Genomic DNA, 18,005 nt, shown 5'->3' on the forward strand with positions numbered 1-18,005 from the left:
GAAAAGAAAGGGGCGGTGGCATCAAGCCATCGCCCCTCTGCTGTTTGGCGCAATCGAGAAGGATTCAGGACTGCATCTGCATGGCCTGGGACCTGCGCGCGCGCATGGCCCGGCGCTTCAGAGCCCTGCGTTCGTCCTCGCTCAGCCCGCCCCAGACACCGTAATCCTGATTGGTGTCCAGTGCGCACTTCAGACAGGCGTCAATGACCTTGCAGGTCCTGCAAACAGCCTTGGCCTCCTCGATCTGCTGATAGGCTGCACCGGTGTTGCCGACGGGGAAGAACAGCTCAGGGTCCTTGTCACGGCAAGCAGCCTTGGCGCGCCAATCAAACGCATTACTCATCTACCTAAGCCTCCAAGAAGTTTTTATCGATGCTTTATCACTACCCTATGCAAGATAAGCACGATGAGTGACATTTTTCAAGGGTTCATTTGTTTTACGGCTAAAGAGAACACCTGTAGCGGAATGGCGAGACCTCCCTCCAGAACCAGACACCGTCCAGGAATGGCACTGGCCCGAGTGGACAGGGTGGCCAGCTGATCGGCGGGGATGCCAGCCGCCAGGTCGGCTCCGCGTTCGCCACAGGGGAACACCAGACGACGGCTGAAACGCTCAGGTCTGCGTAGGGCGCTGGCCGTATCCACGGCCAGAACCACCGTGGTGCCCCCTTGTCCCAGAGCCTCACGCAAAAGCGAGGCCAGAGGATCCTGGCAGAGCGGATCCAGCAGATCCTGGGCATCGTCAAGAATCCAAACCAGCCCACGGCCGTCACCCTGCCGGCCATGAGGAGGTGCCGGCACCGGACCCGGGAAGTCCCGGCTGCTGTAGCTGTGGGCGCCTCGACGTGTGATGCGCAGATCGAAGTTTGGTTTTGGTCGGGCTCCCGGCTTCAGCAGGGTGAGCAGGGAACGAGTCAGAAGGGCCAGCAGGGTGCTCTTGCCTCGCCCTGGCGGTCCGATCAGGGCCGTATGGCCTTTGAGCGGCAGGCGGTAGAGATGGAGCAGAACACCGTCATCCATGTGTCCCAGGGGTATCAGAGGCCGTCCCGACTGCCAGAGGATCTTTCCGCAGGCCGGATCATGTTCTGGCAAGGGAGAGGAGAAAAGTGGCGCCGGCGGTCGGTTGTCGCAGAAGCGACTGGCCTTGATGATCTGGCCAACCAGGGCCTGCGGGTCAGCCGCTGGGCAGGTGCGGAAGGCTTGCGGGCCTAAGCCATGCTCCAGAAAGCCCAGACCAGGGCAGGAAGGGTCAATCGCTGTAGCGCAGGAGGAGCCCAGCAACTCCTTGGATTGCAGGGGATCCCGTACTCGCAGACAGATTCCCAGGTTCATATTGGCCCGCATTTGAGCGTTGACCTGCCCCATGGTCTGCTGGGTGCAGGCCACCAGATTCATGCCCAGGGACCTGCCCTGGGAGGCCAACGAAGTCAGCCTGTCAAGATAGTCAGGCAGGAGTTGGCGCAGGGTCTGGAACTCGTCGATGACCACCACCAGTCGCGCCGGTGGGTCGGTCATCAGGGCAGTGTCTTCCACCCCTGCTCTGGCAACCAGGCGCTGGCGGCGTTCCAGCTCCCTCTGAAGGCCGTTCAGGGCCCGTACGGCCAAATCCAGGTCCAGATTGGTCACGCAGCCCACAGTGTGCGGCAGACGGGCCAACAGGCCGAATCCGGCACCGCCCTTGAAGTCCAGTAGGACCAGATTGAGCCTGTCCGGAGGCTGACTGGCGGCCAGGGCCAGACACCAGGTCTGCAGGAAGACCGACTTGCCTGATCCGGTGGTGCCTGCAACCAGAGCGTGGGGTCCGTCGCGCGGCAGATCGATGACCAGCGGACTGTGATCAGGACGGACACCGATGACTGCCGGTGCCGTCTTCCCTGATGTGGCAAGCCAGGTATGGACGATGCCCTGCCAGAGCAGGCCGTGTGCCCCCGAAGCCCCCGATCCCAACAGTCGGGATTCAAGCCGAGGGCCTGGGTAGGAGGCCAGCTCAGTCAGATTCCGTTGTGTCTGGTCCTCCGTGCTTGTCGATGGGGATGCACGATTCGATGCTATGCCGTATTCCAATTGTGCCTGGGCGGGGAGAGATTGCGATGGCTGACGATGCGTTCGCAACAGGCTCAAAAGCACCATGGCCAGGGTACCTGTCAGGCTGGGTAGCAAGAGGAGAAGCAACATCCAGCGGCCCTGGCCGACCACGTACCAGATCATGCCCGCCTGGGCCAGTGCTGGAGCCGTTTGGGCAACCAAGGTCAGAATGACCTGGGCCCTTCCCCGTTTGGATTTTCGCTCTTTGATGCCAGCAGGGTGCCAATCGCCATCAGCAGCCTTGTCCGCGACTCTCGGCCCGGCGGTAGACAACGGAAATGCATGTGCTGATGAATAGGCCTTTATCATGTCTTCAGCATGAAGGGTCTGACTGGGGAGCACCGGGGTAAACCTGGCATGTGGTCGAATGTGGAATGTGGCTGGGATTGGTGGTGGATGCTACATGCCACCGACGGTTCCTGGGGCATGGCTACCCTGGGCCAGTTGGTTGAATAGATCGGTGTTCTGGGCTTGATCCAGCAGAACGGTGGAGCCTATACCCCCGCCCGGATAGTAGTCGGGATCTGTCCAGTAGACGCTTCCGGTGACGCCCTTGCTGCCGCTGGCACTACGGAAGGCCAGGACCATGCGCACAAGATCTATGGGGTTGGTTCGCTCATCCACCACCAAGGCATCCAGCCCCGCCGAAAGGACCTTGCCGGCCGTAGCCGGATTGAGAATAACCGAAGGCTTGAGTGCCTTGGCGGCGATGGCCGAAATGGCCTGGCGCTGGCGTTCGGCACGCCCGAAATCCCCCTTGGGATCCGAGTAGCGCATGCGGGTGAAGGCCAGGGCCATACTGCCGTCAGCCTGATGGCAGCCACTGGACCAGACCATGCCTGATTTGGGGTCGTTGACGTCTGCGTCGTAGCAAAGCCTGACGCCGCCCAGAGCGTCGACCACCTTACTGAGGCCTCCGAAGCGAATCAGGGCCACGTGATTGACCTTATGGCCGGTGATGTCCTCGATCTGACCCGTCAGGGCCCGGTAGCCCGATGTGTAGGCCACTGCGTTGATTTTCATGTAATCCCCGTCCTGCTTGACCAAGGAGTCCCGGGGGATTGAAATCAAGGATGCGGCTCCGTGGCGTGGCCTGGTCAGCACCAGGATGGTATCGGTGCGGAAGCCGGTGATGCTGTCATCCTGTCCGGCTCCCGGAGAACCGTCGCGCTGGTCCGACCCCAGCAGGAGCCAGGTGTCGGCTACTGAGTCAGAGGCATCGGTCAGCATTTTGTCGCGGGTGAGTTTGCCATTGATCCAGAACCATCCTCCACCCGCCAGCACGACCAGTGCCAGCAGCAGGACCAACAGCGAAATGGTTATGAACCTGCGCACGGGGTGTCTGCGGACGAGGGCAGTGCCGTTGCGCATGTTCCGGCCGCTTCTGCTACTCCAGTCGTTTCCGACAGGTGCAGCCATGGTCGTTGGCTTGGGTGTGGTCTTGGAGGAGCCGCTGGTGCGTCTGGCCTTCCGGGCTTTGCTGGTCTGCGCCGGCTGATGCCCAGTCCCGGAGGAGGGGGAGAAGCTGGGAGGAATCTGGCTATGGCCATGTCTGGCCTCGCTACCTGGACCTCTGGGGTCGGCCGCCGGACGGTGATGTCCGGCGGGCATGAAGCTAGGAGGCTCCTGTCCTTGTCCTCCCTGGTCTGATCCAGTCCGCATACCCTTAACCTTCCTTTGGCCGACTAGGTAAGCAATAGCATGCCTGAATGACTCCAGGGGGCTTAATCGGCTATCTCTGCGCCGGAACGGCACAGACTGTAGCGAACAGGTAGCGGTCCGCCATGCCGATGTACTGTCCGGTGTTCGCGTCCCTGATGGCTCCATCGTCCGGATCCACGATTCCGCCCGTGTCCGGATCAATCAGGGTCTTGTCAGGCATGGTGATCAGTCCGGTACGGGGATCGGGCTTGGGCAGAGCGGTGGCTGACGCAGATGGGGATTGGGTGCCGTCCACTGTGTCAGAGCCGTTGCCTCTCGTCCGGGTGGAACCCTGTGAGGTTTTGTCGCTCCGGGCATCATGATTATTGCCGGCCTGCTTGTCCGATGAGGATGCCGACTCTGCAGCCTCATTGGCCTGGGTCAAGGGCTTCCCCTCCCGGAGCAGCCGCCAGATGGTGTCGGCCTCGTCAGTCCACACCACCCGGTATCTGTCCTGGGACCATTCCTCGACAGGTATGGTCCTGGCGTAGATATGCGCAGTGTCGATATGCTTGAGCGAGTTGCCCAGGCCCAGCAGGGTCTGGAAGCTGCCCAGGCCCTCGCTCAGCTGCAGGGTTGACAGGGAGGTGGTGGTCAGACGGTAGGCCTTGGGCAGGTCTGAATAAATATCGACGGTCTTGGCCTCGTTGACCAGGCTCTTGACCAGGTACTGCTGACGGGTGGTGCGCATGATGTCTGATCCGTCGGCGCCGGTTCCGTGGCGCATACGGGCGTACTCGGTGGCCTGGGTTCCGTCAAGATGGTGCAGGCCCTGCTTCAGGTCAATGCCGGTGTAGGTGTCCTTGGTATCCGTGGGGATGCATATGTCCACTCCGCCCAGGGCGTCGATGATGGATTTGAATCCATTGAAGTCGGCCACCACGAACTGCTGGATGTCCAGGCCGGTCAGGGATTGGACCGCGGCCAGGGAGCAGCTGGCGGCCGAATTCACATCGCCGCCCTGGTTGTAGCCGTCAGCGAAGATGGAGTTGAACATGACCTGGTGGCGGGCCGGAATGGTCTCGCCCTTGCTGGTGACGCATGCCGGTGCGTTCACGATGGAGTCCCTGGGAATGGAGACCACGTTCACATATGAGCGGTCGGCTGCGATCTGGACCACCATGGCCGTGTCGGACTGGTGGTTCTCCTCCAGGTCATCCCCGCCGCCGCCCAGGACCGAATTGCCCTTGCCCTCGCGGGTGTCCTGGCCCAGTACCAGGACGTTCAAGGTTTTGCCCTTGTAGATGTCTTCAGGGGTCCCATGGCCTTGGGTCAGGCTGATGGGCTCGAGCACGTGCATGTGACCGTTGATGTCGGTCCAGAAGGCCGCCACCGTAGAGGCCAGGAAGCAAAGAACGAAGGTGAGGGCCAGACATATGCCCGTGCGCAGGGAGTGGCTGCTGCGGAACCCATCGCTGTGCTGGGGCTTGCCGTTCCTGCCCGCCTTGATGTTGGGCAGACCCATCTTTCTGGTTGGGGACGTCAATGGTTATGCCTTCCTCATCGGCTGTCGCTGTAGGGGTCATTCCGGCTGAAAGGACCGGGATGGCGGTAACGCGTGCTTAAACCAGTCATAGTATAGTCTGACCCCCATCCGCAGCTCCTCTTCGGGCGATACGGCCGCCTCCACGTGTTGCCCAGTTGCGCTTGCAGTCATTTAGGGGTTGACAGAAGACCTCCGTAGCGGCTGTAATAAAAGTGTGTAAACACACTAGGGACTGGGGGGTCGCTATGAGTGGTTTTATAGACACTCGATACAGCAGTACAACTAAAAATAGGCTGACGCCGCTGATGCAATGGTTCGAAGTCAACATCGGACCATCCTGGCGAAGCGAGGCGCTCTGTGCACAGACCGACCCGGAGGCATTCTTCCCGGGCAAGGGAGGCTCCACTCAGGAGGCCAAACGGGTCTGCGCCGACTGCACCGTCCGAAAGGAGTGCCTGGACTGGGCAGTCGAACACGACGAGCGCTTTGGCATCTGGGGTGGGATGAGTGAACGGGAGCGCCGCCGTTACAAGAAGCGGATGCGCGCGCAGCGTCAGGCCTGAATCGCCGCAGGTGCCCGAGCGGGGCATCCGGTGACCTGGATTGCGTAGACTGGAACGCATGAGTTTCGTCGCGCCTCAAGCCCAGGATGTCCGGCAGGTCCTCTCTGCAGGCATAAAAGAATGTTCGCCTGCCGCCAGCCCACATGTGGAGGATGCGGTTGCGGCGGTGATCACGGTCGAGCATGACCTGACCTACCTGTCTGACACCCTGCGTGCCCTCCTGCGACAGAGCCTCCTGCCCAGGGTCCTGGTCATCGCGGATTGCTCGGGTACCACTGTGGAGCCTCTCTATGCGCAGTTTCCGGTGGACGGGCCAGCGCGGGTGGAGGTGCAGGTGGTTCGCGCCCGGGGCGCCTCCTCCTTCGGCGATGCCGTGGACAAGGCGCTTGGCTATGCCCGTCTGCCCGGTCGGATCCGCGCACTTTGGCTTCTGCACGACGACTGCCGTCCATTGGATAATCATTGCCTGGACAAGTTGGTGGACACCTGGCACAGCAATCCCACCGCCTCCCTGCTGGGCGCCAAGCAGTATGACTGGCAGGGCGTGGGACTGCGGGACGTGGGTCGGTATGCCTACCATCACCGAACGGTGAGCCTTGTAGTGGAAAGCGAGCCCGACCAGGAGCAGTATGACGCGCGCCAGGATGTCTTCGCAGTGAGCCTGGCTGGCGCTCTGGTGCCCATGCAGACAATGAGGAATCTGGGTGGTCCAGGCGGCTGGGCTGGCACTTTCGGCCAAGCCGACGACCTCTGTCGTCGCATCTGCCTGTCGGGGGGACGGGTGGTGGTGGTGCCCAACGCCCGGATGGCCCATGCCAGCGCCCGGATGAGCGGATTGCGTGACCGGAATGGACGGCCGGTGCAGCCTGACCATCCCTTGGATGCCTCCATGGGTCCGATACTGGCTCGGGAACGCTACCTGATGACTGATTTTGCCCTGCCATGGTGGCCGTTGATTTGGCTCTGGCGGGTTCTGGCGGCTTTGTGGTTCATGGCCATTGATCTCATCGGCAAACGGCCTTATAGGGCCCTCTGCCGCCTGTGTGCGCCCTGGCGGATTCTGGCTCGTCCTGCAGCCTTGCTGACCATGCGTCGCCGTCTGACTTCCGCCTGCCATGGCGGTCCCCGTCGCTTGGACATTCTTCAGGCCAACAGCCAGCAGATACGGCAGTGGCGGCAGCGCAGGCATGCTTTCCACGACCAGCAGGAACACCCTATGCTCAGCCACCTGGCCCTGGCTCATTTGCGCCAGCAGTTCCTGCGCCGCCTGGCCTGGGCGTCAGGGATGACCATAGCAGTCTTGGTGGCCCTGGTGGCCACCCACTGGCCCATCTGTCGCGCCGTCTTCTCGGGAGGGGCCATCCATGCGCCCTCCCTGCCCTCGTCAGGGGCCGACTGGTCCCGTCTTCTGGCGGCGGCCACCACCTCCTGGTCCTGGGCCGGGGGCGTGGGACAGCCCGCAGTTCCTGCTCCCTTCCTCCTTGTGCTCCTGCCTTTCGCCCTGCTGACTGGCGGTCATGTGGCCCAGGCCATGGCCTTGATGCTCCTGGCGGAGACAGGATTGGCCGCTTTGTCCTTTTGGGCCCTGACCGGCGTGGTCACCAGATCCAATCCCATCCGTGTCCTGCTGGGGTTGACCTGGGCCTTTCTGGCATTCGCCCTGGGCATCGTGGATGGTCTGCAGTTGCCCATGCTGACAGTCATGGCCTTTATGCCTGCCGCCTTTGCCTTCGTTTTCAAGGCTGTGGGGTTGTATCAGACCGAGGCCCCCGTGCACCCCAAGGCTTCGGTGCAGCAGGCGGCTCTTGCTTCCATCTGCTTCCTGCCGGTCCTGGCAGCCGAACCTCAGCTCATACTGGCCATGATTCCGCTCTTTATCATGGCAATCTGCCTGGTGCCCTCTCATCGGATCATGCTGCTGCTGATGCCCCTGCCTTCGCTGCTGGCACTGGCGCCCACCCTGGTCAACTCCCTGCATCATGCCAAGGAGGGGCTTTGGAGGCAGCTTTTCGCAGACCTGATGATTCCCACGGGGGACCTAACCGGCCAGCCTCGAACCGGGAGCCTGGGGGAACTGTTGGCCCGCCTGCTGGGCTTGGATGCTTCGGTCCCGGGGCCCATCAGGTGGCGACCTGAACTCTGGCGCCCGACCACATTGGCCTGCTGTCTACTGGCGGTGGCTCTGCTGGCCTTTGTTGCTCTGGTTGTGCCTCGGGCGCTCAAGGCGGCCAGGATACTTTGGATTACGGTCCTGTTGGGCCTGGTCCTGGCGCTGATTTCGCAGGCGGTCTGCACTGGTCTGGACCAGGCTGGCCCAGTGGCCGGTTCGGTCCTGCCCGGCATGATGATGGCCTTCATGGGGCTGCTGGCTTGCTTGGGCCTTCTGGCTGGCAGGGCTGTTCGTCCCTTCTCGCCCCTTGCTCCCGGGCATGACCAGGCCCCTGACAGCGATGCTGATCGTCCGCCTCTGCCTCCTGCGCAGTCCTCCTCAACATCCGCTGTTGCGATTGATGGTGGCGGACGGGTTTTGAGACTCTTGCTGGGCCTGGTCCTGGCCCTGGTCACTCTTGCAGTGGCGGTGGCCGGTCTGGTGGCGCCTGTCGGTGGGCCCCTGTCCGCGGACGGCCGGCAACTTCCGGCAGTGGCGGAAGACTACCTGGACAAGGATCCGTCCCACCGGGTGCTGGTGCTGACTTCGCCCTCCCATGGCCGCGTAGCCTACACCGGTCTGCACACCATACGAGGAGAGCTGATCGATGCCTCGCCCGCCCTGCATGTCCAGAGGGTGAATGGCACTCGGTTGGCCGGCGAGGATGTCCTCTCGCATTCGGCGGCTGCCCTGATGGCCAATGCCGACTCCAAGGCCGTAGCCGCTGTGGCCGACCTGGGCTTTGGCGGAATCTATGTGCCCGTCGACCGTTCCGATGCTGTGGGCTTGGGGTCCACGCCCAACGATGACCTGGTGTCCAACATCACCGCCAGCGATGGCGCCCAGCAGGTGGTAGCCAACGCCCAGGGAACCTATTTCCGCCTGAGCTCGCAGTCCGGCAAGAATGTGGGTGTTGACATGACTGGGGTCACGAAAGCAGAGGCCAGCACCTGGAGGAGGGTCTGGCTGTGGACCCTGGCCCTGGTCCTGCTGGGATACTGTCTGGTGGCTCTGCCGCGTCCAGGCTACTTTGGAGGGGAGCAGCTATGAGTGTACGAAGCAAGGGATCCTCGGTGGCTGCTCTGGTCACGGCGCCCCTGGTGGCGGTCCTGATTGCCGCTCTTCTGATCTGGGCGCCTCCTGCCTCACTGGCTGATGGCGCCCGAGGATCGACGGTCGTTTCCAGTCGGGTCAGCCAGCGAGAGGTAGCGGCATACTGTCCGGCTCGAATGGCGGTGGCGGACGAGGACAAGGTCGGCGATGACCAGTTCAAGGCATCGGAGGGCGATCTGAGCTCCCGTGTCACCGCCGCCGCCTTCGGATCCATCGGCAGTTCCAGCCTGACCCCAATGGGGGGTGGGCAACGCACCCCGGTGACCGATCCCGATCTCTTGGATGGGCAGAAGGTCATGGCCGCTTCGCTCGACCCCGGCTCTTCGGCCACTGCCTTCGATTCCCGGATGCTCAAGTCTCAACCGGGCACGGGGGCTGCCGCCGGCATGGTCTCCTGGGCCACCAAGGGCGATCTTAGAGGAATCCAGGCGCTGGCCTGTCCCCGGGCCGTCATGGACGGGGACTTCCTGCTGCCCGCCACCAGCAGAGGGACCACCCAGCGGCTGATGGTCTACAATCCGTCATCCAAGGCCACGGTGATCAGTCTTGAGGTCCAGGGGTCGCACTCCTCAGGACACCTGTCCCTGGAGACCGGGAAGACCATGACCGTGGCTCCCGGCGGCCACGCCTCATACGACCTGTCTGCGGCGGCTCCTGGACAGCAGGCCATCTATGTCCAGGCTCGCAGCTCCCAGGCTCCGGTGGCCATGTCGGTCTCCATCAATGTCATGGACGGACTTGAGCCACGCGGATCGGATCAGGCGACTGCCCTGGTGGCTCCCGGCCGTGATCTGGTCATTCCCGGCCTGCGCGGGGCAGACCATGCCACACTTCTTCTGCAGGGTTCCCAGGCCACTGCTGTGGACCTGTCCTGGATGGATGAGGGCGGCCAGCAATCCTTGCGGCGGTTGGATTTGCAGGGTTCTCAGGCAACGGCAGTGGATCTGGGCGGCGTGCCCGATGACAAGCTGGCTCTGCAGGTGCATGCCGACCGGCCCGTCCACGCAGTCCTGCAGGTGACCAGCCAGGGCAGTCAGGACCAGTCCCAGTCCGACCTGGCTCTGATTCCTGCGGGGACTGCCGCCTCCTCCTCGGCCCTGACCATATCCCGGCCCGCTCAGGCCGTCCTGACCCTGGTCAATCCATCGACCGATCCGGTCAAGGCCGAACTGGTTGGATTCGACGAAAAAGGCAACAAGTTGGGGGAGCGCTCGCTGACTATAGAAGCAGGTTGCGCGCATGGGCTTTCAACCCACGATTTGGGCGACCAGGTGGCCGCCGTGCGGCTGAACGAGAACTCCGGGCATGGCTCCTCCCGGCTAATCTGGAACGCACGGCTGGGCGTGGACGCGGTCAACCAGGCTGGCCTGGCCGGTTTGGCGGTCATGGCCCCTGACGGGCTTATGCCTGCCACCACCGTGATCCGTTCCGGCCCGGACTCCACCGTCCTGCCCTGAGATTCGGCCCTCAGCGTCCCCACATGGGGTCGATTTCCTCGGGGTCGCGCCCGTAAAGGTCTGCCAGTTGCAGGACCAGCTCGTCGCGGATGATCAGCTCCAGCTCCGTGCGGTCTCGGGTCTTGCTCTGGATGGGCAGCCGGTAGAGGACGATTCTGGCGGGGATGCCACGGCTCGCCGGGAAGCTACGTGAGAAGAGGTCCGACCGGTCCTCCCAGGGGGTTGGATCGGAGGGCGGCACATCCTCGACGGCGAATTGGACGGGCTTGACCAGCTGGGGCCAGCCCGCGCCCAGCCGCCGGATTTGTGCTGCGGTCAGATCGTCGAAGATCCCGCACCTGGTGCGATAGCGGGGCAGACGGGTGCCGAAGGTGGGCCGACGAATCCCCCGGCCATGGCTGTCCCGATAAACAGTGCGGGCCCAAGGCGGCTGATCGTTGATCATGACACTCACCATAGCCCCCATCTCGAAGGCATTGTCGATTCAGGGTGTCTTGTAGCATGGAGCGATGATCGACAAGCGGATGGGAGCAATCATGGCGGAGGACGGTGCGGTGAACGTGGCCTGGTGGGGCAGCCAAGACATAAGGTCCATCTGCGCAGGTGCACGGGTGCTGGCCTTCGATCTGGACAATACCCTGGCGCTGTCCAAGACCCGTATGGACCAGACCATGGCTGTCCATTTCGCCGCCCTGACCCGGCTTCGACCCGTGGCCATCGTCTCGGGCGGACGGTTCAGCCAGTTCCGCGACCAGGTGCTGGATGCCCTGCCCGACGACACCCGTTTCGACCAGCTGCATCTGATGCCCACCAGTGGCACCCGTTACTACCGCTGGCAGGACGGAAGCTGGGAATGCGTCTACGCCCACGACCTGAGCGCCCAGGACCGGCAGGCCGCCGAGGCCAGCCTGGAGTGCAGGGCCAAGCAGCTGGGCGACTGGGAGGAGCAGGTCTGGGGTCCTCGCCTCGAGGATCGCGGCAGCCAGATAACCTTCTCCGCCCTGGGTCAGCAGGCTCCTGTCGACGCCAAGGAGGCCTGGGATCCGGACAACAGCCGCAAGGATGCCCTGGCCAGGGCCGTGGCCGCCGACCTGCCCCACCTGCAGGTGCGGTCCGGCGGCTCCACCAGCGTGGACATCTCAGCCAAGGGCATCGACAAGGCCTACGCCATGACCTCCCTGGCCAAGATACTGGGCGTGGATGTCGGCCAGATCGCCTTCGTTGGTGACCGGATGGATCCGGATGGCAACGATTATCCAGCGGCGCTGGCCGGGGCCATGGCTCTGCGTGTGCACAATCCGGCCGATGCATTGGACCTGATCCGTGCTATGGAGGCTGACCTGGCCTGAATCTGCGAACAGACGGCCTGTTCATGCACATGGCCCTTTCCTGCTTGCCTGTCCTCTATGGTTGAGGGTTGGCTGGGCGGTATGCGCAATCTTCCATTGGTATCCTGCCGGCTCCGACGGGCCGCCTGTGCCGTCGCATCAGTCTTGGCCAGTTCGGCCCTGGACCTGCTGGCTCCTCGAGCCTGCGCCGGCTGTGAACGTCCTGATTTCTTGCTCTGCCCCAGTTGCAGATCCCTGCTCTTCCGACCCCTGACGGTACCTGCGCCCGCCTATGCCGTAGGCCTGGCCCTGGCCTGCGCTCCATATCGCGGACCTGTCCGGCGGATCATTCTGGCCTGGAAGGATCATGACAACCGGCCCTTGGACGCACCCCTGGGCCAGGTCATGGCCGATCTGGCTCCGGCCTTGTCCAGGCTGATCGATCCTCTGCTCCGGTCCAAGCCTGCGAAAGCGATTCTGGTGGTTCCCGCCCCCTCCTCGGCCGCCTCCCTGCGAAAGCGGGGGAGGGTTCATCTGAAGCCGATCCTTCTGTCCCTGGTCCAGGCATTGAAGTGGCATGGTCTGGATGCCCGGGTGGAATCGGCTCTGACCATGAACTCCGTAAGAACCAAGTCCGTCCAGGCGGGCGGTCGCCGGGACCGTTCTCGTCGGTTGGCAGGCCGGATCGCGGTTGCGAATCCCTCACGGCTGGCCTGCCATCCCGTCCTGGTGGTGGACGACATCATCACCACGGGATCCACCATCCGCCAGTGCGCTCGTGCTCTGGAGGCTGTAGGCGCCCTACCGCTGGCTGCCTTGGCTCTGGCGGCCGTTCCTCCAGGCCAGGAGGATCTCTAACGGGCCTGGGCCACGGCCATCTCGTCCCAACGGGTGGTGGCCCGAGGGGAGAGCATGCCCCGGTTCATGGCCCAATCGGCCCCTGTGTCCTCATCGCCCCGGCCCTTGCCGCGGATGCCTCCGTAGCCTACGCCCACACGGAAGGGGCCGAAACGACGGGTGGCGTCCTCCAGGACGTCCCCCAGGCCATGGGTGTCCCGGGCTGCGTCCAGGCCTTCCAGGGTGTGGAAGTGGTCGGCATCGGTCAGGTCCAGCAGAACCACCCCGGCCCGGATCCAGCGGGCGTGTGGATCCACCCGGCCCTTGAGCGCCCGGCTGGCTGCGCCGGCGATGACCAGCGGATCGTCGCTGGGATCCTCCAGGAGGACGGTCCGGCTGGCTGCGCAGAACTGCTGGGGCGCATAAGGGCTGGTGGAACAGAAGACCTGCACTTTTCCGCACAGGCCATGCTGCCGACGTAGACGGCGGCAGGCCTTCTGGGCGTATATGCTCAACGCCTGGGCCAGAGTGGGGTAGCCCTCGATGGGGTGGGAGAACATGCGCGAGCACAGAATCTGATTGGTGCGCACGCCCCTGGCGGCATCTCCCTCGGGCTCGATGCAGGGCCGTCCCCTCAATTCCAGAACGGTGCGCTGCAGCATGACGGAGAATCGGTGCCGAATCAGGGAGGGATCGGCATCGCGCAGGTCCAGGGCGGTGGTGATGCCCATGCCCATGAGTCTGCCGGTCAGTCGTCGGCCCACCCCCCAGACCTGGTCGACGGGCACTGACGCCAGAGCCTGGTCGCCATACTGGGCCTCCACCTGGCTCCAAAGGGTGATCCCCTCGGTCGAGGGATGGTCCTTGGCCCAGTGGTTGGCCACCTTGGCCAGGGTCTTGGTAGGCGCCACCCCCACGCTGACGGGTATGCCGGTGGACCGCAGGACCGCGGCGCGTAGTTCCCGGCAGATCTCGACAGTGCGCTTGTCGTTCCAGATGCTGTCCATGAAGCACTCGTCGATGGAGTAGACCTCCTGGTTGGGCAGGAAATGGGCCATGATGGCCATCATGCGTCGGGAGAGGCTGGCGTAGAGCTCATAGTTGGAGCTGCGGGCCACCACCCCGTCCTGCAGGGCCCGTTCACGAATGGTGAACCAGGGTGTGCCGTTGGTGATGCCCAGGGCCTTGGCCGGGCGGTTGCGGGCCACTACACAGCCGTCGTTGTTGGACAGCACGACCACCGGGCGGGCAGCCAGGGAGGGGTCGAAGACGGCCTCGCAGGAGGCAAAGAAAGAATTGGCGTCAGCCAGGACCACCCGGCCTGTCAGAGCGGTTCCGGCTGCAGGATCAACCGGTCTCTGCGCACTCATGCCGACCCCCACCCCGTGGAAGGGTAGGTGGGTTTCCGGTCCTGGCTCCCTGTACGCCTGCGTCCGTGCAGGGTGTGGCCGGGATAGGTGACCTGAGGCAGGGGAGAGCCGCTCCGAGGTTCACCCTTGGCATCCACCCGTTGCCAGTGGTAGTTGCCGATGACCACCCCCCAGATGACCAGTTCCTCGCCCTCCTGGGGCATGAAGTCGGGGTAGGCGGGGTTTTCGGCCCGCAGCATGGTCCGTCCATTGCGTCTGGCCAGCCGCTTGACCAGCAGCTCGTCGTCCAGGATGGCGATGACGATGTCCCCCTCACGCGGTTCCAGGGACCGGTCGACCACCAGCAGGTCCCCGTCGAAGATGCCGGCGCCGGTCATGGAATCGCCGGCCACATGGATGATGAAGGTGGCGTCGGGATGGACAATGACGTTCTGGTCGAAGCTGAAGTCGCCGCTGAAGTAGTCCTGGGCCACTGAGGGGAAGCCGGCATGGACGGCCTCCAGGGCCTGGGGGACGGGACTGGGGTGCCCTCGGAAGAGGCTCAGGGCATCGACCCGGCACTCCGGCAGGGAGGAAGCAGGGGCCGCCTCCGGCGACCCATGGATGGTAGCGACCATGGCACACCTCGAACTCGATGACATTCGAACAAATGTTCGATTTCATTATGAGTCGAGGTGTGCCTCCCCGTCAATGCGGCGCGTCGGGCCCGTCGGAGAGGTCCCCGTCCCCCTCGTCCTCGTCTGGATCGCGGTGATATCTGGGCAGGGTTATCTCGAAGTCCGCTCCACGCGGATCGTCCACCACCTGTACCTGGCCTCCATGCAGCTGGGCCGCCCAGCGGGCGATGGACAGCCCCAGCCCGGTGCCGCCCGACTCCGTGCCCGGCCCGGCCTTGCCCTTGACGAAGCGTCGGAAGATGTCGGTGCGGGCCTCGGGGGGTATCTGCGAGCCGAAGTTGACCACGTTGGTGACTATGGTCTCCCGCTGCCGGTCCTCGTGGGCCTGGATCAGCACCGTGGTGCCGTCGGCAGAGTGTTTCAGGGCGTTGCTGATGACGTTGGTGAAGAGCTGGCGCAGCCGGTCCTGGTCGCCCTCCATTCTCAGGCCCTTCTCCAGATCCACCTGGATGTCGTGGGCGTGCCCGGCATCGGCTATGACCAGGGGCTGCAGGGTCTCGTCGATGAAGTCCCCGAAGTCGAAGTCCTCGATCTGCAGGCTGGCGGCCCCGGCCTCCATCCTCGACAGATCCAGCAGGAAGGCAATCAGGTCGGACAGGCGGTGGGTCTGCTCCAGAATTCCCTCCAGGTTGGCTGGTGTGGGCTCGGTCACCCCGTCAGCCATGTTCTCCACCATGGCCTGCAGGGCCGAGACGGGGGTACGCAGCTCGTGGCTGACATTGGCCACCATGTCCCGGCGCATCTGGTCGGCGTGCTGGAGTTCCTCGGCCATCTCGTTGAAGGACTGGGCCAGAAGCCCTACCTCGTCATGGCTGGTCGTGGTGGCGTGGACCCGGACCGTGTAGTCCCCATCGGCCATGGCCTCGGCCGCATCCCGCATCTGCCGCAGGGGAGCGGTGAGTCCCCGGGAGAAGAAGTAGGTGATTCCCAGGGCCACCACCAGGGTCAGCGGCATGGCGATCCAGCCGCTCCAGCCCATCTTCAGCAGGAACCAGGCCATCACGAAGGCGATGGCTGTGGAGATGATGATCAGGACGCTCAGTTCCACCTTCAATGAGGCGAAGGATCCGATGGGCCGTTCGCGGTCCACGCGCGCACTCAGACTGGGCCTCTTGCGCCTGCTTCCGCCGTCCTTGCTCATGGCGTGCATCCGCAGCCGCTACCGCTGGTCCTGGCCCTGTTCCTGATCTTCGGGCGGCTCGAAGGCGTATCCCACTCCATGCACGGTGCGGATCATCTGCGAGCCCAGCTTGTGGCGCAGGGCCTTGACGTGGGAGTCCACCGTCCTGGTGCCCGAGGCATCCACCCAGTCCCAGACCTCCTCCAGCAGCTTCTCGCGGGTGAGCACGGACTTGGGTCGGCGGGCCAGTGTGGCCAGCAGGTCGAATTCGGTGGGGGTCAGGTGGATTTGCTCCCCACGCAGGGTCACGATGCGCTGGGCCGGATCGATGACCAGGGATCCGAAGTCCAGCACCTTCTCGTTCTCGGAGTTCTTGGCAATGACCTTGGCCCGCTCCACCCTGCGCAGAAGGGCCTTGCAGCGGGCAATCAGCTCGCGCATGGAGAAGGGCTTGGTCATGTAGTCGTCGGCCCCGGCACCCAGACCGGTCACCTTGTCGGCTTCGTCGTCCCGGGCGGTCAGAATCAGCACCGGCACCGGCCGCTCGGCCACGATTCGCTTGGTGGCCTCCAGCCCGTCCATGACGGGCAGCATGATGTCCATGATGACCAGGTCGGGTTTGATCTGGGATGCGGCCTGCACGGCGCTGGCACCGTCCGAGGCCACCCGTGCCGTCCACCCTTCGGCGGTGATGCGCTGGGCGATGGCGGTGGCCAAGGTGGGTTCGTCCTCAACCACCAGGATGGTGCTGGGTGTAGTGTAGCGGCTTGTGTTTTTGATCATGCCTACCTCTGTCTTCGATCACTGATCCGCAAAACGATGCTCGTCATGCGGGGTGGAGCCTTGCCGGCATTTGTTCCACCACCGTCGTTTCTTCCAGAATAGTCTTCAGAGCCTCCAGGGGAAGTGTGCTCGCAGAGAATCGCGTCACCTCCGAGCCCCGTCGGCAAGTCCATGCGCAATGGCATTATTATATGGTATTTTATCGACTCGTTCTGGAGGACATATGGGTTACAAGGTCGGTGACATGGTCGTCTATCCGCGTCATGGGGCCGCCAGGGTGGATGCCATCACCGAACGGACCGTCAAGGGCGTCACCCGCAAGTACCTGCAGCTGTCTGTGCTCTCCTCTGACGGGCTGGTCATCAACGTCCCCGTCGAGAACGCGGCCAAGGTGGGCGTCAGGGACATCGTCGACGCCAAGGCGGTGGCCAAGGTCTTCGAAATCCTGCGCACCCCGGTGGTCGAGGAGAAGGAGATGAACTGGTCCCGTCGCTACAAGCTGAACGTGGAGAAGATCGCCACCGGCGAGGTCAACAAAATAGCCGAGGTGGTGCGCGACCTCTCCCAGCGCGATGTGGACGAGCACGGGCTGTCGGCGGGCGAGAAGCGGATGCTGATCAAGGCCCGCAAGATCCTGACATCCGAGATTGCCCTGTCCGAGAAGCTGGACGAGGACGAGGCCCAGCGTCTGCTGGACGTCAACCTGGGTTATGCGGAGCCCATGCCCGGCGATGACAAGCACCATACCAAGTCCCCCAAGGAGCCGGCTTCCAAGACCCTGGCGCGTGTGGCCCAGGAGGCCGCCAAGGCCAAGGGCAAGGGCAAGGCCAAGCGCTGAGGCTGGGACCGGTCATGGGGGATCCAAGCGTCGGACTGGGTTTTGATGCCCATCGCTTCGACCCAACTGGTGGGCGTCCCCTCTGGCTGGCCTGCCTGTCCTGGAATGACGGAACCCCCGGCCTGCTGGGCGATTCTGACGGCGATGCAGCCGCTCACGCCCTGATAGACGCTATTCTGTCAGCCGCCGACCTGGGCGACATAGGCACCCTGTTCGGCCTGGGATCACAGGCTCCCGGAGCGGGCATGCACGGTGCGGCCATGCTGGAGAAGACCATGGACCGCCTGCATGAGCACGGTCGCAGATTGCTCAACGCCTCCCTGGTCATTGTGGGCCAGCGCCCCAGAATTTCCTCCCGTCGTCACCTGGCCCAGCAGGCCATGAGCCAGGCCGTCGGAGCGCCGGTTCGGATGACCGCCACGACCACTGATGGCATGGGCTTCACCGGTCACGATGAGGGCATCGCCGTCATGGCCACCGCCCTGGTGGACTGACCGG

Annotated in this window: 16 protein-coding genes; 7 read left to right on the plus strand and 9 right to left on the minus strand. The window is 63.8% G+C overall.

Annotation, left to right across the window (positions count from 1 at the left end; translation table 11 throughout):
• Positions 1-64 precede the first annotated feature (64 nt).
• The 4 genes from H3T88_RS07770 to H3T88_RS07785 form a co-directional block, all read right to left on the minus strand.
• Positions 65-343: a WhiB family transcriptional regulator gene (locus H3T88_RS07770; protein ID WP_015021978.1), complete on the minus strand. Its 279-nt coding sequence runs from the start codon at positions 341-343 to the stop codon at positions 65-67.
• A 77-nt stretch (positions 344-420) separates the two neighbouring features.
• Complete coding sequence (locus tag H3T88_RS07775; protein ID WP_198204190.1) at positions 421-2,358, minus strand: FtsK/SpoIIIE domain-containing protein; 1,938 nt, start codon at positions 2,356-2,358, stop codon at positions 421-423.
• Between the two features lie 126 nt (positions 2,359-2,484).
• On the minus strand, positions 2,485-3,747 hold the full coding sequence (locus H3T88_RS07780; protein ID WP_232347262.1) for an LCP family protein: 1,263 nt from the start codon (positions 3,745-3,747) through the stop codon (positions 2,485-2,487).
• A 70-nt stretch (positions 3,748-3,817) separates the two neighbouring features.
• Entirely contained in the window at positions 3,818-5,272 is a 1,455-nt protein-coding gene (locus H3T88_RS07785) for an LCP family protein (RefSeq protein WP_198204191.1), read from the minus strand.
• 305 nt (positions 5,273-5,577) lie between these two features.
• Here H3T88_RS07785 and H3T88_RS07790 point away from each other — a divergent pair, with 305 nt between their 5' ends.
• The 3 genes from H3T88_RS07790 to H3T88_RS07800 are packed head-to-tail and all read left to right on the plus strand — an operon-like array spanning position 5,578 to position 10,554.
• On the plus strand, positions 5,578-5,835 hold the full coding sequence (locus tag H3T88_RS07790; protein ID WP_198204192.1) for a WhiB family transcriptional regulator: 258 nt from the start codon (positions 5,578-5,580) through the stop codon (positions 5,833-5,835).
• Between the two features lie 58 nt (positions 5,836-5,893).
• A complete protein-coding gene (locus H3T88_RS07795) occupies positions 5,894-9,034 on the plus strand; it encodes a glycosyltransferase (protein WP_198204193.1) in 3,141 nt (1,046 codons plus the stop codon).
• Complete coding sequence (locus H3T88_RS07800) at positions 9,031-10,554, plus strand: DUF5719 family protein (RefSeq protein WP_198204194.1); 1,524 nt, start codon at positions 9,031-9,033, stop codon at positions 10,552-10,554. Before H3T88_RS07795 ends, H3T88_RS07800 begins: the two co-directional genes overlap by 4 nt.
• Before the next feature lie 10 nt (positions 10,555-10,564).
• Here the strand turns inward: H3T88_RS07800 and H3T88_RS07805 are convergent, their stop codons facing one another.
• The gene (locus H3T88_RS07805) at positions 10,565-10,999 is read right to left on the minus strand and encodes a metallopeptidase family protein (RefSeq protein ID WP_033511504.1); all 435 of its coding nucleotides are present in this window, start codon (positions 10,997-10,999) and stop codon (positions 10,565-10,567) included.
• A gap of 64 nt (positions 11,000-11,063) precedes the next feature.
• Between H3T88_RS07805 and H3T88_RS07810 the strand changes: the two genes are divergently transcribed.
• A complete protein-coding gene (locus tag H3T88_RS07810; protein WP_415873733.1) occupies positions 11,064-11,903 on the plus strand; it encodes an HAD-IIB family hydrolase in 840 nt (279 codons plus the stop codon).
• 81 nt (positions 11,904-11,984) lie between these two features.
• The gene (locus H3T88_RS07815) at positions 11,985-12,740 is read left to right on the plus strand and encodes a ComF family protein (protein ID WP_198204195.1); all 756 of its coding nucleotides are present in this window, start codon (positions 11,985-11,987) and stop codon (positions 12,738-12,740) included.
• Here the strand turns inward: H3T88_RS07815 and H3T88_RS07820 are convergent.
• The 4 genes from H3T88_RS07820 to H3T88_RS07835 form a co-directional block, all read right to left on the minus strand.
• Entirely contained in the window at positions 12,737-14,089 is a 1,353-nt protein-coding gene (locus H3T88_RS07820; RefSeq protein WP_198204196.1) for a Y-family DNA polymerase, read from the minus strand. The genes H3T88_RS07815 and H3T88_RS07820 overlap by 4 nt on opposite strands.
• Entirely contained in the window at positions 14,086-14,706 is a 621-nt protein-coding gene (locus H3T88_RS07825) for a LexA family protein (protein WP_015021967.1), read from the minus strand. The genes H3T88_RS07820 and H3T88_RS07825 overlap by 4 nt, the downstream gene beginning before the upstream one ends.
• A 70-nt stretch (positions 14,707-14,776) precedes the next feature.
• Complete coding sequence (locus tag H3T88_RS07830; RefSeq protein WP_198204197.1) at positions 14,777-15,907, minus strand: sensor histidine kinase; 1,131 nt, start codon at positions 15,905-15,907, stop codon at positions 14,777-14,779.
• An 18-nt stretch (positions 15,908-15,925) separates the two neighbouring features.
• Entirely contained in the window at positions 15,926-16,669 is a 744-nt protein-coding gene (locus tag H3T88_RS07835) for a response regulator transcription factor (protein WP_015021965.1), read from the minus strand.
• A gap of 223 nt (positions 16,670-16,892) precedes the next feature.
• On the opposite strand from H3T88_RS07835, the gene H3T88_RS07840 reads away from it, so the two are divergent.
• Together H3T88_RS07840 and H3T88_RS07845 are read left to right on the plus strand one after the other, a co-directional pair.
• Positions 16,893-17,507, plus strand: a complete 615-nt coding sequence (locus H3T88_RS07840) for a CarD family transcriptional regulator (protein WP_015021964.1) — start codon at positions 16,893-16,895, stop codon at positions 17,505-17,507.
• 14 nt (positions 17,508-17,521) lie between these two features.
• Positions 17,522-18,001: a 2-C-methyl-D-erythritol 2,4-cyclodiphosphate synthase gene (locus H3T88_RS07845; protein ID WP_015021963.1), complete on the plus strand. Its 480-nt coding sequence runs from the start codon at positions 17,522-17,524 to the stop codon at positions 17,999-18,001.
• The last annotated feature ends 4 nt before the right edge of the window (positions 18,002-18,005 follow it).

The sequence above is a fragment of the Bifidobacterium sp. W8110 genome, from assembly GCF_016101375.1.
In the GTDB taxonomy this organism is placed as follows: Bacteria; Actinomycetota; Actinomycetes; order Actinomycetales; family Bifidobacteriaceae; genus Bombiscardovia; species Bombiscardovia asteroides.

What these genes read in the sequence shown, in the direction of transcription:
- H3T88_RS07770 (WP_015021978.1), bottom strand. Translation starts at nt 343, where the DNA reads ATGAGTAATGCGTTTGATTGGCGCGCCAAGGCTGCTTGCCGTGACAAG.
- H3T88_RS07830 (WP_198204197.1), bottom strand. Translation starts at nt 15,907, where the DNA reads ATGAGCAAGGACGGCGGAAGCAGGCGCAAGAGGCCCAGTCTGAGTGCG.
- H3T88_RS07810 (WP_415873733.1), top strand. Translation starts at nt 11,064, where the DNA reads ATGATCGACAAGCGGATGGGAGCAATCATGGCGGAGGACGGTGCGGTG.
- H3T88_RS07845 (WP_015021963.1), top strand. Translation starts at nt 17,522, where the DNA reads ATGGGGGATCCAAGCGTCGGACTGGGTTTTGATGCCCATCGCTTCGAC.
- H3T88_RS07805 (WP_033511504.1), bottom strand. Translation starts at nt 10,999, where the DNA reads ATGATCAACGATCAGCCGCCTTGGGCCCGCACTGTTTATCGGGACAGC.
- H3T88_RS07790 (WP_198204192.1), top strand. Translation starts at nt 5,578, where the DNA reads ATGCAATGGTTCGAAGTCAACATCGGACCATCCTGGCGAAGCGAGGCG.
- H3T88_RS07795 (WP_198204193.1), top strand. Translation starts at nt 5,894, where the DNA reads ATGAGTTTCGTCGCGCCTCAAGCCCAGGATGTCCGGCAGGTCCTCTCT.
- H3T88_RS07835 (WP_015021965.1), bottom strand. Translation starts at nt 16,669, where the DNA reads ATGATCAAAAACACAAGCCGCTACACTACACCCAGCACCATCCTGGTG.
- H3T88_RS07780 (WP_232347262.1), bottom strand. Translation starts at nt 3,747, where the DNA reads ATGCGGACTGGATCAGACCAGGGAGGACAAGGACAGGAGCCTCCTAGC.
- H3T88_RS07820 (WP_198204196.1), bottom strand. Translation starts at nt 14,089, where the DNA reads ATGAGTGCGCAGAGACCGGTTGATCCTGCAGCCGGAACCGCTCTGACA.
- H3T88_RS07825 (WP_015021967.1), bottom strand. Translation starts at nt 14,706, where the DNA reads ATGGTCGCTACCATCCATGGGTCGCCGGAGGCGGCCCCTGCTTCCTCC.
- H3T88_RS07840 (WP_015021964.1), top strand. Translation starts at nt 16,893, where the DNA reads ATGGGTTACAAGGTCGGTGACATGGTCGTCTATCCGCGTCATGGGGCC.
- H3T88_RS07815 (WP_198204195.1), top strand. Translation starts at nt 11,985, where the DNA reads ATGCGCAATCTTCCATTGGTATCCTGCCGGCTCCGACGGGCCGCCTGT.
- H3T88_RS07800 (WP_198204194.1), top strand. Translation starts at nt 9,031, where the DNA reads ATGAGTGTACGAAGCAAGGGATCCTCGGTGGCTGCTCTGGTCACGGCG.